General features: G+C 39.0%; 11 protein-coding genes. 9 read left to right on the plus strand and 2 right to left on the minus strand.

Translation table 11 applies throughout. The annotated features are described in order from the left end of the window. Positions 1-33: 33 nt before the first annotated feature. The 9 genes from Q0486_RS06375 (at position 34) to Q0486_RS06415 (ending at position 9,560) form a co-directional block, all read left to right on the plus strand. Positions 34-1,200, plus strand: a complete 1,167-nt coding sequence (locus Q0486_RS06375) for an NADH:ubiquinone reductase (Na(+)-transporting) subunit B (protein ID WP_299231317.1) — start codon at positions 34-36, stop codon at positions 1,198-1,200. 12 nt (positions 1,201-1,212) lie between these two features. Further along, positions 1,213-1,890, plus strand: coding sequence for a Na(+)-translocating NADH-quinone reductase subunit C (locus Q0486_RS06380; protein WP_291564497.1), 678 nt, complete (start codon positions 1,213-1,215; stop codon positions 1,888-1,890). A 17-nt stretch (positions 1,891-1,907) separates the two neighbouring features. Then, positions 1,908-2,543: an NADH:ubiquinone reductase (Na(+)-transporting) subunit D gene (locus tag Q0486_RS06385; RefSeq protein WP_287679075.1), complete on the plus strand. Its 636-nt coding sequence runs from the start codon at positions 1,908-1,910 to the stop codon at positions 2,541-2,543. A gap of 34 nt (positions 2,544-2,577) precedes the next feature. Further along, complete coding sequence (gene nqrE / locus Q0486_RS06390; RefSeq protein WP_204403049.1) at positions 2,578-3,201, plus strand: NADH:ubiquinone reductase (Na(+)-transporting) subunit E; 624 nt, start codon at positions 2,578-2,580, stop codon at positions 3,199-3,201. A 19-nt stretch (positions 3,202-3,220) separates the two neighbouring features. Next, positions 3,221-4,489: an NADH:ubiquinone reductase (Na(+)-transporting) subunit F gene (gene nqrF, locus Q0486_RS06395; protein WP_299231322.1), complete on the plus strand. Its 1,269-nt coding sequence runs from the start codon at positions 3,221-3,223 to the stop codon at positions 4,487-4,489. A 326-nt stretch (positions 4,490-4,815) separates the two neighbouring features. After that, positions 4,816-5,178, plus strand: a complete 363-nt coding sequence (locus tag Q0486_RS06400; RefSeq protein ID WP_299231813.1) for a hypothetical protein — start codon at positions 4,816-4,818, stop codon at positions 5,176-5,178. Between the two features lie 124 nt (positions 5,179-5,302). Beyond that, complete coding sequence (locus Q0486_RS06405; protein ID WP_299231324.1) at positions 5,303-6,658, plus strand: MATE family efflux transporter; 1,356 nt, start codon at positions 5,303-5,305, stop codon at positions 6,656-6,658. Positions 6,659-6,825: 167 nt separating this feature from the next. Continuing rightward, positions 6,826-7,977 carry a C1 family peptidase gene (locus tag Q0486_RS06410; RefSeq protein ID WP_299231815.1) on the plus strand — a complete coding sequence of 384 codons (1,152 nt, stop codon included), beginning with the start codon at positions 6,826-6,828 and terminating at the stop codon, positions 7,975-7,977. 14 nt (positions 7,978-7,991) lie between these two features. Further along, the gene (locus tag Q0486_RS06415) at positions 7,992-9,560 is read left to right on the plus strand and encodes a peptide MFS transporter (protein ID WP_299231816.1); all 1,569 of its coding nucleotides are present in this window, start codon (positions 7,992-7,994) and stop codon (positions 9,558-9,560) included. Positions 9,561-9,659: 99 nt separating this feature from the next. Here Q0486_RS06415 and Q0486_RS06420 read toward each other — a convergent pair whose 3' ends face one another. Continuing rightward, a complete protein-coding gene (locus tag Q0486_RS06420) occupies positions 9,660-10,781 on the minus strand; it encodes a TlpA family protein disulfide reductase (RefSeq protein ID WP_299231326.1) in 1,122 nt (373 codons plus the stop codon). A gap of 44 nt (positions 10,782-10,825) precedes the next feature. Continuing rightward, complete coding sequence (uvrB, locus tag Q0486_RS06425) at positions 10,826-12,853, minus strand: excinuclease ABC subunit UvrB (RefSeq protein ID WP_299231328.1); 2,028 nt, start codon at positions 12,851-12,853, stop codon at positions 10,826-10,828. Positions 12,854-12,927: the final 74 nt, after the last annotated feature.

A 12,927-nucleotide genomic window follows, 5' to 3' on the forward strand; every position in this document is an offset into this window, starting at 1 on the left:
ATATATAATGTGTATATAAGAATATAAATAATAATGAAAGCGTTAAGAAATTATATCGATAAGATAAAGCCAAACTTTGAAGAGGGCGGCAAATACCAGGCTTTCCGTTCTGTATTCGACGGTTTCGAAACATTCCTTTTCGTTCCGAATACAACATCTAAGACTGGTACGCACATCCACGACGCTATAGACAGCAAACGTATCATGTCTATCGTGGTTATTGCGCTTATACCGGCATTGCTGTTCGGTATGTATAACGTAGGTTACCAGCACTATGCTTTTGCAGGCATCGAAGGTAGCTTCATTCAGAAATTCGGTTACGGTTTTCTTGCCGTATTGCCAAAAATCATCGTTTCATACGTTGTAGGTCTTGGAATCGAGTTCGTTGTAGCTCAGTGGAAGAAGGAAGAAATTCAGGAAGGTTTCCTTGTTTCAGGTATGTTGATTCCTATGATTGTTCCTGTTGACTGTCCGTTGTGGATGCTTGCCGTAGCAACAGCCTTCTCTGTAATCTTCGCTAAGGAAGTATTCGGTGGTACAGGTATGAACATCTTCAACCCTGCATTGATTACACGTGCATTCCTGTTCTTCGCTTATCCTACTAAGATGTCTGGTGACACTGTATGGGTTGCTAGCAACAGCATCTTCGGTCTCGGTAAAGACATCGATGCTTTGACTGCTGCAACTCCTCTTGGTCAGGCTGCTACTGAAACTCCTATATCAGCTTCTTTGAGCGATATGATTTTCGGTTTCATCCCTGGTTCAATCGGTGAAACTTCAGTTATCGCAATTGCTATCGGTGCTGTTATTCTGTTGTGGACAGGTGTAGCAAGCTGGAAGACAATGATTTCAGTATTCGTAGGTGGTGCATTGATGGCTTGGATATTCAATGTTGCAGGTCCTGATACAGCTATGGCTAACATGCCTTGGTACATGCACTTGTGTGCAGGTGGTTTCTGCTTCGGTGCAGTGTTCATGGCTACAGACCCTGTTACATCTTCACGTACTGAGAACGGTAAGTTCATCTACGGTCTGCTTATCGGTATGATGGCAATCATCATCCGTGTGTTGAACCCTGGTTATCCAGAAGGTATGATGCTTGCTATCCTGCTGATGAACATCTTCGCTCCGCTGATTGACTATGTAATCGTTGAGAACAATATTTCACGTCGTGCAAAACGTGCTATGTCTAACAAATAAAAACCGAAAACAATGAATACTAATAGTAACTCATATACTATAATTTATGCTTCGGTAATGGTTGTTATCGTAGCATTCCTGCTGGCTTTCGTAAACTCATCTTTGCGTGACCTTCAGGGCAAGAACGTAGAACTTGATACAAAAAAACAGATTCTTTCTTCTTTAGGTATCACAGAAGTTAAGGATGCTGATGCTGAGTTCAGCAAAGTGGTTAAGTCTGATATGATTGTTGCAGAAGACGGTTCTTTGAAAGAATACGATGGCAAATTCGTAACAGCTTACGAAAAAGAATTTAAGGAAAACGGTCGTGCTCACGTGTTTGTATGTGAAATCGACGGTAAAACTAAATACGTGGTTCCTGTTTACGGTGCCGGACTTTGGGGCGCTATTTGGGGTTATGTAGCTCTAGATGAAGACAAGAACACTGTATTCGGTACATACTTCTCTCATGCATCTGAAACTCCGGGTCTTGGTGCAGAAATCGCTACTCCTCATTTCCAGACATCATTCATCGGAAAACATGTTATGGAAGGTGAAAGTGTTGCACTGAGCGTTGTTAAGAACGGTAAGGTGGCAAATCCTGAATTTGAAGTTGACGGTATCTCAGGTGGTACAATCACTTCAAACGGTGTAGATGCCATGCTTAAGAACTGCATGGGCCAGTACACTAAATTTTTAACTACTAAATAATAGGAGGGAAACGAACAATGGGAAAATTATTTTCAGCTAAGAATAAGGAAGTATTTTCTACTCCTTTAAACATGAACAACCCTGTGACTGTACAGGTTTTGGGTATCTGTTCAGCATTGGCCGTTACCTCTAAACTGGAACCGGCTATTGTTATGGGTCTTTCTGTAACTATCATTACAGCTTTTTCAAACGTTGTGATTTCTTTGTTGCGTAAGACTATTCCTAACCGTATCCGTATCATCGTTCAGCTGGTGGTTGTTGCCGCTTTGGTAACTATCGTTAGTGAAATGTTGAAGGCTTTTGCATACGACGTAAGCGTACAGCTTTCTGTGTATGTAGGTCTTATCATTACTAACTGTATCCTTATGGGACGTCTTGAAGCATTCGCTATGGCAAACGGTCCTTGGGAATCATGTCTTGACGGTATAGGTAACGGTCTTGGATATGCTAAGATCCTTATCATCGTAGCTTTCTTCCGTGAACTTCTTGGCTCTGGAACACTTCTTGGCTTCAATATCCTGAACTATCAGTGGCTTAAGGATGCAGGCTATGTAAACAACGGTATGATGTTGATGCCTCCTATGGCTCTGATTATCGTAGCATGCCTTATCTGGTATCAGCGTGCTAAACATAAAGAGTTGCAGGAAAAATAATAGGGTGTTGAATAAAAAATATTAATTGTATAATATGGAACATTTATTAAGTTTATTCGTCCGCTCTATATTTGTGGACAATATGATATTCGCGTTCTTCCTTGGTATGTGTTCATACCTTGCTGTTTCGAAGAATGTGAAGACTGCGCTCGGACTTGGTATTGCCGTAACATTCGTGCTTGTAGTTACACTTCCTGTGAACTATCTGCTTCAGACTAAGGTTTTGGCTGCCGACGGTATCCTTGGTATTGACTTGAGCTTCCTTAGCTTTATTCTCTTCATTGCCGTAATCGCTGCTATCGTACAGTTGGTGGAAATGATTGTGGAAAAATTCAGTCCTTCGCTTTATGCATCATTGGGTATCTTCCTTCCACTTATCGCTGTAAACTGTGCTATTATGGGTGCTTCACTTTTCATGCAGCAGCGTATTACTCTTGCACCATCTGATCCTAAGTTCATCGGTGGAGTAGCAGACGCTATCTCTTATGCGCTTGGTTCTGGTCTTGGATGGTTGCTTGCTATCGTAGGTCTTGCCGCTATACGCGAAAAGATGGCTTACTCTGATGTACCTGCTCCACTTAGAGGTTTGGGTATCACATTCATCGTTGTAGGTCTGATGGCAATGGCATTTATGTGTTTCTCTGGTTTGAACATCTAATAAAGAAAGGAATAAAACAATGGATATGAATTTTATTTTAGCAAGCATTGGAGTATTCCTCGTGACTATTCTGGTGTTGGTAATAATCCTTCTGGTTGCAAAGAACTTCCTCGTTGCCTCAGGTAAGGTGAAAGTAACTGTAAACGGTGAAAACCAGTTGGAAGTTGAATCTGGTTCTACACTGCTGAATACACTGGCTGTGAACAACGTGTTCCTTCCTTCAGCATGTGGTGGTAAAGGTTCTTGCGGACAGTGCAAATGTCAGGTTGTAGAAGGCGGTGGCGAAATTCTTCCTTCAGAAGTCAGCCACTTCAGCCGTAAGCAGCAGAAAGATCACTGGCGTCTTGGTTGTCAGGTTAAGGTTAAGGGTGATATGTCAATCAAGGTTCCTGAATCTGTAATGGGTGTTAAGGAATACGAATGTACAGTTATCTCTAACAAAAACGTGGCAACATTTATCAAGGAATTCAAGGTGCAGCTTCCTGCAGGTGCTCATATGGACTTCATTCCTGGTTCATACGCACAGATTAAGATTCCTAAATTTGAAATGGATTACAACAAGGATATCGACAAGAGCCTTATCGGTGATGAATATCTTCCTGCATGGGAAAAATTCGGTTTGTTCGGCTTGAAATGTAAGAACGAAGAAGAAACTATCCGTGCTTACTCTATGGCCAACTATCCTGCAGAAGGTGACGTGTTCATGCTGACTGTGCGTATTGCAACTCCTCCATTTAAGCCAGATCGCAGTGGTTTCATGGACGTAAATCCTGGTATCGCTTCTTCTTATATCTTCACTCTCAAACCGGGTGATAAGGTATTGATGAGTGGTCCTTACGGTGACTTCCACCCAATCTTCGATTCTAAGAAGGAAATGATTTGGGTAGGTGGTGGTGCCGGTATGGCTCCGTTGCGTGCACAGATTATGCACATGACACGTACTCTGCACACTACAGACCGTGAACTTCACTACTTCTATGGTGCACGTGCATTGAACGAAGTATTCTATCTTGAAGACTTCCTGGGACTTGAAAAAGACTTCCCTAACTTCCACTTCCACCTTGCACTTGACCGTCCTGATCCAGCTGCTGATGCTGCAGGAGTTAAATATACTTCAGGATTCGTTCATCAGGTAATGCTTGAAACATACTTGAAAAATCACGAAGCTCCTGAAGATATTGAATACTACATGTGTGGTCCTGGTCCGATGTCAAATGCTGTTGTCAAGATGCTTGACAGTCTCGGTGTTGAACCATCTTCAATTATGTACGATAACTTTGGAGGATAGTATTCTAAGAGTTATATATGGAGAAGAGCCCGATATGCTAATGTATCGGGCTCTTTTATTATTTATGTATTACATTAACAATAAAAATATATTATTGTTCAACTTTCTGTTAAAATATTGATTCATGTCAACAAATGACGGGTATTTTGAATATTTACTGTCATTTGTTTTTTCGTTACCGATAACATGCTTATCTTTGTATCGGTAAAAAGAAAAGGGCTTAAGCTAAATGAATGGTAGGCATATAAAAAACTACCAAAATGAGATTAAATTTAGGCAATCAAAGAAGATTGTATTTTAGGTAACAACAAAAATTAAACTTAGGTATTATGAAATCAGGATTAACATTTATTGCCGCTTTGGCATTTTCTGCAACTGTATTTGCAAACGGTAACCAAACAACTACTACAGAAAAATGGAATGGTTCTATTAACAAGACTCAGTTAGGAAAGTATCTTAAACTGTCTTCTGATCAAAGTAAAGAGGTAGCTGATATTTGTGATTACTTTGAAGCAGAGATGAAGATGGCGAATAGAGCTAAAGAGGGTCAGAACGAGAAGGTTCGTAAAGCTGTGTATGGTAATTTGAAGTTAATGAAAAATACTTTGAATGAAAAGCAGTACGCTGATTATTTGAAACTCATGGGTATGACTCTTCGTAACAAAGGAATTGATATCGAAAAAAAGTAATTTAAGATTAAAACTATATGAAGTCTCCGCAGCATTTTGTTTTGTTGCGGAGACTTTTTGTTGTACTTACGAAAAAATATATTTACTTTGCATTCCCGTAAAATTTAAGGAGAGTTGGTTTGATATGAGTTTTGGGAAGGAGGATCTGATAAACGGAAACATATTAGGGGCTATGTTGCGTTTTGCTTTTCCTTTGATGTTGGGAAACCTTTTACAACAGTGTTACAATATAGCTGATACGTTGATTGTTGGACGTGTCCTCGGCGCTGAAGCTTTAGCGGCTGTAGGCTCATCGTATGCTCTTATAATTTTCGTTACGTCGGTTTTTATCGGTTTGTGTATGGGGTGTAGCGCGGTATTCTCCATGCAGTATGGTTCTAATGATTTCAAAGAAATGCGCCGGAGTATATTTTCATCCATGGTGCAAGTAGGTATCATAACATTATTTATTAATGTTTGTTCCGTAGTTTTTCTTTTTCCTATAATACATATTTTGCAGATACCTTCCGAACTAGAGCAAATGGTGTATGATTATCTTCTCATAATTTTTTTAGGGATGATTCCGGTCAGTGTGTACAATTTTTATGCTTTTCTTCTTCGTGCGGTTGGAAATTCTGTAGTTCCGTTGGTGTTTTTAATTGTTTCGGTTGTCCTGAATATTGCCCTTGATGTCTTGATGATGGTTACACTGGATATGGGCGTTAAAGGAGCAGCTTTAGCTACGGTGATTTCTCAAACTATAGGTGCTTTAGGACTTTGTTTATATACATACAAACATTTTCCTGAATTGCGTCTGAAACGTACAGACTGTATTATCAGCAAACAGTCATTGGCTAGGATTACATCATATTCATTTTTAACTGGTGTACAACAGTCAGTTATGAATTTCGGCATTCTCATGGTTCAAGGTCTTGTAAACAGTTTCGGAACAGCCGTTATGGCAGCATTTGCGGCTGCTGTAAAGATAGATTCATTTGCCTATATGCCTGTGCAGGATTTCGGGAATGCCTTTTCTACATTTGTAGCACAAAATTTTGGGGCAGGACGTGTGGAACGCATCCGTAAAGGAATTCGTATTGCTGTGTGTATTACCACAGTGTTTTCTATATTTGTTTCATTCTTGGTATTTATTCTGTCCCCTTGGCTAATGGCTTTCTTTGTTTCGTCTGAAGAAATTGAAATTATTAATATCGGTGTGGAGTATCTTCGTATTGAAGGAAGTTTCTATGTAGGCATAGGCTATTTGTTCCTTCTTTATGGTTATTATAGGGCTGTAGCTTTGCCGTCAATGTCTGTTGTTTTGACCATTATTTCCTTAGGAACCCGTGTAGCGTTGGCATATTTCCTTGCTTCTTTCCCTTCCATCGGTTATACGGGTATATGGTGGTCTGTTCCTATTGGTTGGGTTTTGGCCGATATCATTGGAGGTTGGTTTTATCAGTACAAACACAAGAAAAGATTGATGACTTATAGGGCATAATTATGTGTCTCTGCATATTTTAGTTTGAAAAACTGTGTTTTTCGCTTGACTCAGCTCTCACCTTTGCGTATATTTGCAAACGAAAAATTCATTATGTAAATAAATATTATTTTTTGACATTAAAAAATAGAGAGATGAGAGTAAGAAACTTGACATTTGTAACATTAATGGCAGCAGCATCTGCCGTTATGGCACAGGAGGGTAATGGGTATCAGTTTACAGACATAGTTTCAAACAAGGCTACTTCAGTAAAGAATCAGGCAGCAACAGGAACATGCTGGTGTTTTGCAACTACATCTTTTATGGAGTCAGAGTTGCTTAGAATGGGGAAAGGTGAGTATGATCTGTCGGAAATGTTTATTGTCAGACAAAAGTATATGAATCAATTGGCTGATAACTATCTTCGTCGTGGAAGAGGAAATATAGGACAGGGTAGTATTTCACCAAGCTGGATGACCGCTTTCCAGCAGGTTGGTATTGTTCCAGAAGATGTTTATAGTGGAATAAATTACAACTCAAAGACTCATAATCATACTGAGCTTGAAGCTTATATGTCTGCAATAGCAGGTCAGGCTGTAAAAATGAAACACCGTAGTCCAGAATATAACGAGCTTATGAATACTTTGTTCGATATTTATATGGGTAAACTTCCTGAAACATTTACATATAATGGTAAGGAATATACTCCGAAAAGTTTTGCTGAGAGCCTCGGACTGAATATGGATAATTATGTTATGCTTACAAGTTTCATGCATAAACCTTATTATGAGAAGTTTGAACTTGAAATTCCGGACAACTGGGAACATGCTAAAATGTATAATCTTCCACTCGATGAGATGATGGATGCTACAGACAATGCCTTGAAGAACGGATATACTGTATGCTGGGACGGTGATGTAAGCGAGAAAGGGTTTTCATTTACCAATGGTGTAGCCATTAATCCAGAGGTTACAAAAATGGATGATTACAGTCAGACAGACAGGGCGCGTTTTGAGAATATGAAAACCGGTGAAAGACTTGAGGAGGTGTACAAATTTGAACATCCTTATCCTGAAGTTAATGTTACTCCTGAAATAAGACAAGAAGGTTACGAGTCATTTGTTACTACAGACGATCATCTGATGCACATTACTGGGTTGACAAAAGATCAGAATGGCACTAAGTATTATATAACAAAGAACTCATGGGGTACTGAAAGGAACCGTTTTGGTGGATATATTAATATGTCAGAAAGTTTTGTGCGTGCGAAGACTGTTTATGTAATGATGCATAAGGATGCTTTGAGTAAAGAACTGAAGAAAAAACTTGGAATAAAATGAGCAATTCGGAAGTGATAAACAATAGTAAAGGACATCCGAAAGGATTGTATCTTCTTTTTGTGACTGAAATGTGGGAACGTTTCAGTTACTATGGTATGCGTGCCCTGTTTATGCTTTATATGGTTCAGGCGTTGCTTTTCGATAAAGAGTTCGCCTCTCAGGTTTATGGCAGTTACACAGGGCTTGTTTATCTGACTCCTCTTATTGGAGGATATATTGCCGATAAATACTGGGGAAACAGAAGATCTATTGTGGTTGGTGCGTTGGTAATGGCTTTAGGGCAGTTTCTACTTTTTCTGAGTGCATGCTATTTTCATCAGGTTGATATGGCTAAATGGCTTATGTTCTGTGGGTTGGGATTGCTGATAATGGGTAACGGCTTTTTCAAACCCAATATATCTACCATGGTTGGCCGTCTGTATTCTGATGATGACAAGCGTAAGGACTCGGCTTTCACTATATTCTATATGGGAGTAAATGTTGGCTCTACTCTTGCTCCACTTATTTGCGGACTGATAGGAAACACTGGACATCCTGAAGATTTTAAATGGGGGTTTCTTGCAGCGTGTATCGGTATGATATTAGGAGCTGTTGTTTTTCAGTTATTCAAGAACAAATATATCTGCGATCCTAATGGAAATCCTGTAGGAATATCACCTAAAAATAAAGATGACAATTCGCAACCGGAGAAAACAGAAGGTGGATGGTTTTCAGTTAGAAGCATAGTAGCTATAATTGCAACATTTGCGCTGACATTTGTATTTTCTGTAAATTGGGATTGGATAACCTCTAGTCTGGCTTCTACAGGAGGGAGTATCTTTTCTGGAGCTGATTGGATAGGTTCACTTATATATGCTACTGTAATAGTGATGCCTATATTAATAATTACAGATTATAGTCTAAGTCGTAATGAAAAGATAAAGATTGGAATTATCTATATTATCGCGTTTTTTGTGATTTTCTTTTGGGCCGCATACGAGCAGGCTGGAGCTTCATTGACTTTTTTTGCAGATGAGCAGACTGATCGTAATATTGGTGGATGGGAGATGCCTGCAGCATATTTCCAATCATTCAACCCTATTATGCTGGTGATTTTGGCACCTGCCTTTGCCGGTTTGTGGTCTTTTTTGGGCAAGAATGGAATAGAACCTAGTTCTGTAAGGAAGCAAGCTATTGGACTTTTTCTTTTGTCAATGGGGTATCTGTTTATTGCCTTTGGTGTTAAGGATGTTGAGCCTGGAGTAAAAGTAAGTATGATATGGCTTACAGGTTTATATTTTATTCATACGATGGGTGAGTTGTGTCTTGCTCCCATAGGGTTGTCTTTAGTATATAAACTCTCTCCGGCACGATTTTCTTCACTTCTGATGGGAGTTTGGTATCTTAGCACATCTGCTGCAAATAAAATGGCTGGAATGTTGAGTGGATATTACCCTGAAGGTGGGGTTGCAAAAAGTTTTATGGGATATCATGTGGAGAATTTATATGATTTCTTTCTTTTATTCGTTTTTATGAGTGGTACTGCAGCTGTAGTGTTGTTCCTTCTATCCGGAAAACTGCAAGGTCTTATGCAGGAAAAATAAAAATATTCAGCCACAAAAGGATTCATTAATTTTGCTTTATGAATGTCATTTGTGGCTGTTTTTTATCAATATGAAGTCTTCGAAGTAAATTCGTTTTTTTTACTTGAATAATTCATCAAGTTTCTTGTACATCTCTTCAGATTCTCCTACGAAGACTTCAACTATTTTTCCTTCCGGGTCGACAAGAACTTTAGTCGGGTATCCTGATACAGCATAATCAATGACAATTTTATCGGAATTTCCGTTGTACAGGTTTGTCCATGGCAGTTCCAAATTCTTTACCCCTTTGCGCCATTTGTCCTCCGTATCTCTACAGCATATACCAACTATTTCCATTTTGTTCTTGTACTTGGCATAATACTTTTTCATGTTTGGCATCCCTTTTATGCACCAGCCGCACCATGTTCCCCAGAAGTCGAGCAAGGCGTATTTGCCTTTAAATGAATCCAGACTCATTTCTTCACCTTTCAAGTTTTTAAGTTTGAAATCAGGTGCAGCTTTGCCGGGTTTGATGTTTTCTGCAGCTTTTCTCATAGCTTCGAATTTTTTGTAATTGTTTGCTGTGGTCGAAATCAAACCTCCCAAAGCACCGTTCTTGACGTTTTCTCCAAGTAGTTTCTCAGCTTCGATTCCGTCTGAACTTTTCAATCCCTGGAACAAATATCCTGAAAGAATAGAGTTAGGATTGTTTTTTATGTAGTTTAGTTTCAAACTCCCCAACTGTGCATTCAGACTTCTGATAATCGTATTCAGAGAATCTATAGCAACTTTGTCCTGTACTTTATAAGCTTTACTGAGTTGTTCTATTATGCTCTTTATTTCGTTTTCCTTGTCTGTAATGTCTGTAGTTTCTCTGAGTTTGTCATATATCTCTGTTCCGGATGCATAAAGATTATCTATATTTCCTGAAATTCTCATTCTTTCACCCGGAAGGAGTATAAATGGTGGATTGGCAGACATCCTTATAGCGCCATTACCTGTAGGCTTCTCTATTATAGATAAAGCTATTAGTGATGAGTCAGGAATATTGACTGCAAATTTGTTTCCTTTAAGGGCTAAAGTGTCAATACCTAATGACTTTCTTGTAGTTGGATCACTTTTTATTACTAATATGGTATCGTTTTTTGTACCATTGATCTCACCTGTAAGATTGTAGTTGGATTGGTTTGTGCATCCGCAAACTAATAGTGATAATAGAATCAGTTTACTCTTATTTTTCATTTTTTGTCTTTGGTTAGTTTGTATGTATTTATTTTATAATATTTTTATTTTGTTTTCAGCATATCTTCTAGCTTGATAAGTTCATCTCTGTATTGTGCAGCTTCTATGAAATCTAGATTTTTTGCGGCATCCTGCATAAGTTTCCTTGTACGTTCGATGCTTTTCTTAAGCTGTTCTTTCGACATATACTGTACGATAGGATCCGCTGCAGCAAATAATGTTTCTGCTTGCTCTGTGTAAGCTTTAGGTACATTGTTTATATTCTCTGTACTATTATCTTTATCTACGAGAATTTGAGTTCTTACTTTCTTTATCTGTTGAGGGGTTATTCCATGTTCCTCGTTGTAGGCTAGCTGTTTTTCTCGTCGACGATTTGTCTCGTCTATTGTAAGCTGCATACTTTCAGTAATCTTGTCGGCATACATTATCACTTTTCCGTTTACGTTTCTTGCTGCACGTCCGGCAGTCTGTGTAAGTGAACGGTGTGAACGAAGGAAGCCTTCCTTGTCAGCGTCGAGTATGGCAACAAGTGATACCTCAGGTAGGTCAAGACCCTCACGAAGAAGGTTTACGCCAATAAGTACATCGTGAATTCCTTGCCTTAGTTCGTCCATAATCTTAACTCGTTCCAGTGTGTCAACATCACTGTGGATATAACTGCATTTTATTCCGTTGTTCAGAAGATACTCGGATAGTTCTTCTGCCATTCGTTTTGTCAGTGTTGTGACGAGTACACGTTCGTTTGCCTCAATCCTTTGTTGAATTTCTTCCATAAGGTCGTCTATCTGGTTCAGACTTGGACGTATCTCTATTATTGGGTCAAGCAATCCTGTAGGGCGTATTACCTGATCGACCACTATACCTTCGCTCTGTACAAGTTCATAATCGGCTGGTGTTGCACTGACGTATATAACCTGATTTATCATTTCCTCAAATTCCTCGAATTTGAGCGGTCTGTTATCCATGGCTGCAGGAAGTCTGAAGCCATATTCCACAAGGTTTTTCTTTCTGGCTCTGTCGCCTCCGTACATTGCCCTGATTTGTGGTACACTGACATGACTTTCGTCTATAACCAGGAGAAAGTCTTTTGGAAAAAAGTCAAGCAGACAGTAGGGGCGGGTACCGGCCTCACGTCCGTCAAAATATCTGGAATAATTCTCTATACCTGAACAGTGTCCAAGTTCTCTGATCATCTCCATGTCATACGTCACTCTTTCATATATTCTTTTGGCTTCCAGGAATTTACCGGACTCTTCGAAAAAAGCCACTTGTCTGGTCAGATCGTCTTCTATCTGATGAATAGCTCTTAAAGTACTTTCCTTGGTGGTCATAAACAAATTGGCAGGATAAATTTTGTACTCATCAAAGTCAGCCATTTTATGCCCGGAAACAGGATCGATTTCCTCTATAGCATCTATTTCGTCGTCCCAGAACATTACTCTTAGGATATTATCAGAGTATGCCAGATATATATCTATAGTGTCACCTTTTACTCTGAAGTTTCCACGGTTCAATTCTATATCATTCCTAACATAAAGGCTATCTACAAGACGTCGTAGAAAAACATTTCTGTCTATCAGCTTTCCACGCTTTATTTCTATCACATTGTCGTAGAAGTCAGACGGATTTCCCATACCATATATACATGACACTGATGAAACTACTATTACGTCTTTTCTTCCTGAGAGAAGTGCTGATGTGGCTGCAAGTCTAAGTTTGTCTATTTCGTCATTTATTGCAAGATCTTTTTCAATATATGTATCTGTTGATGGAAGATAGGCTTCCGGCTGGTAATAATCATAGTATGATACATAATACTCAACCGCATTGTTTGGGAAGAAATGTTTGAATTCACCATACAATTGCGCCGCTAATGTTTTGTTATGACTTAATATAAGTGTAGGTTTGTTTATTTCCTTTATGACATTGGCTATGGTAAATGTTTTTCCTGATCCGGTTACTCCAAGCAATGTTTGTGCTTTAGTACCGTTATTCAGGCCTTCTGTCAATTGTTTTATAGCTTCCGGCTGGTCGCCGGTAGGTTTATATTCTGATATAAGTTCGAAATTCATAGTTTGAATTATATTTATTGTGTAAAAGTACATAAATATTTGCTTTATCTGTCTGTTGTAGCTAAAAATATCAT

Origin of the sequence: uncultured Bacteroides sp., assembly GCF_937912035.1 — a bacterium.
GTDB lineage: Bacteria > Bacteroidota > Bacteroidia > Bacteroidales > Bacteroidaceae > Phocaeicola.

Excerpts from the sequence above, each read along its gene's own strand:
- Q0486_RS06405 (WP_299231324.1), top strand. The coding sequence starts at position 5,303 with ATGAGTTTTGGGAAGGAGGATCTGATAAACGGAAACATATTAGGGGCT.
- uvrB (WP_299231328.1), bottom strand. The coding sequence starts at position 12,853 with ATGAATTTCGAACTTATATCAGAATATAAACCTACCGGCGACCAGCCG.
- Q0486_RS06385 (WP_287679075.1), top strand. The coding sequence starts at position 1,908 with ATGGGAAAATTATTTTCAGCTAAGAATAAGGAAGTATTTTCTACTCCT.
- nqrF (WP_299231322.1), top strand. The coding sequence starts at position 3,221 with ATGGATATGAATTTTATTTTAGCAAGCATTGGAGTATTCCTCGTGACT.
- Q0486_RS06410 (WP_299231815.1), top strand. The coding sequence starts at position 6,826 with ATGGCAGCAGCATCTGCCGTTATGGCACAGGAGGGTAATGGGTATCAG.
- nqrE (WP_204403049.1), top strand. The coding sequence starts at position 2,578 with ATGGAACATTTATTAAGTTTATTCGTCCGCTCTATATTTGTGGACAAT.
- Q0486_RS06375 (WP_299231317.1), top strand. The coding sequence starts at position 34 with ATGAAAGCGTTAAGAAATTATATCGATAAGATAAAGCCAAACTTTGAA.
- Q0486_RS06420 (WP_299231326.1), bottom strand. The coding sequence starts at position 10,781 with ATGAAAAATAAGAGTAAACTGATTCTATTATCACTATTAGTTTGCGGA.
- Q0486_RS06380 (WP_291564497.1), top strand. The coding sequence starts at position 1,213 with ATGAATACTAATAGTAACTCATATACTATAATTTATGCTTCGGTAATG.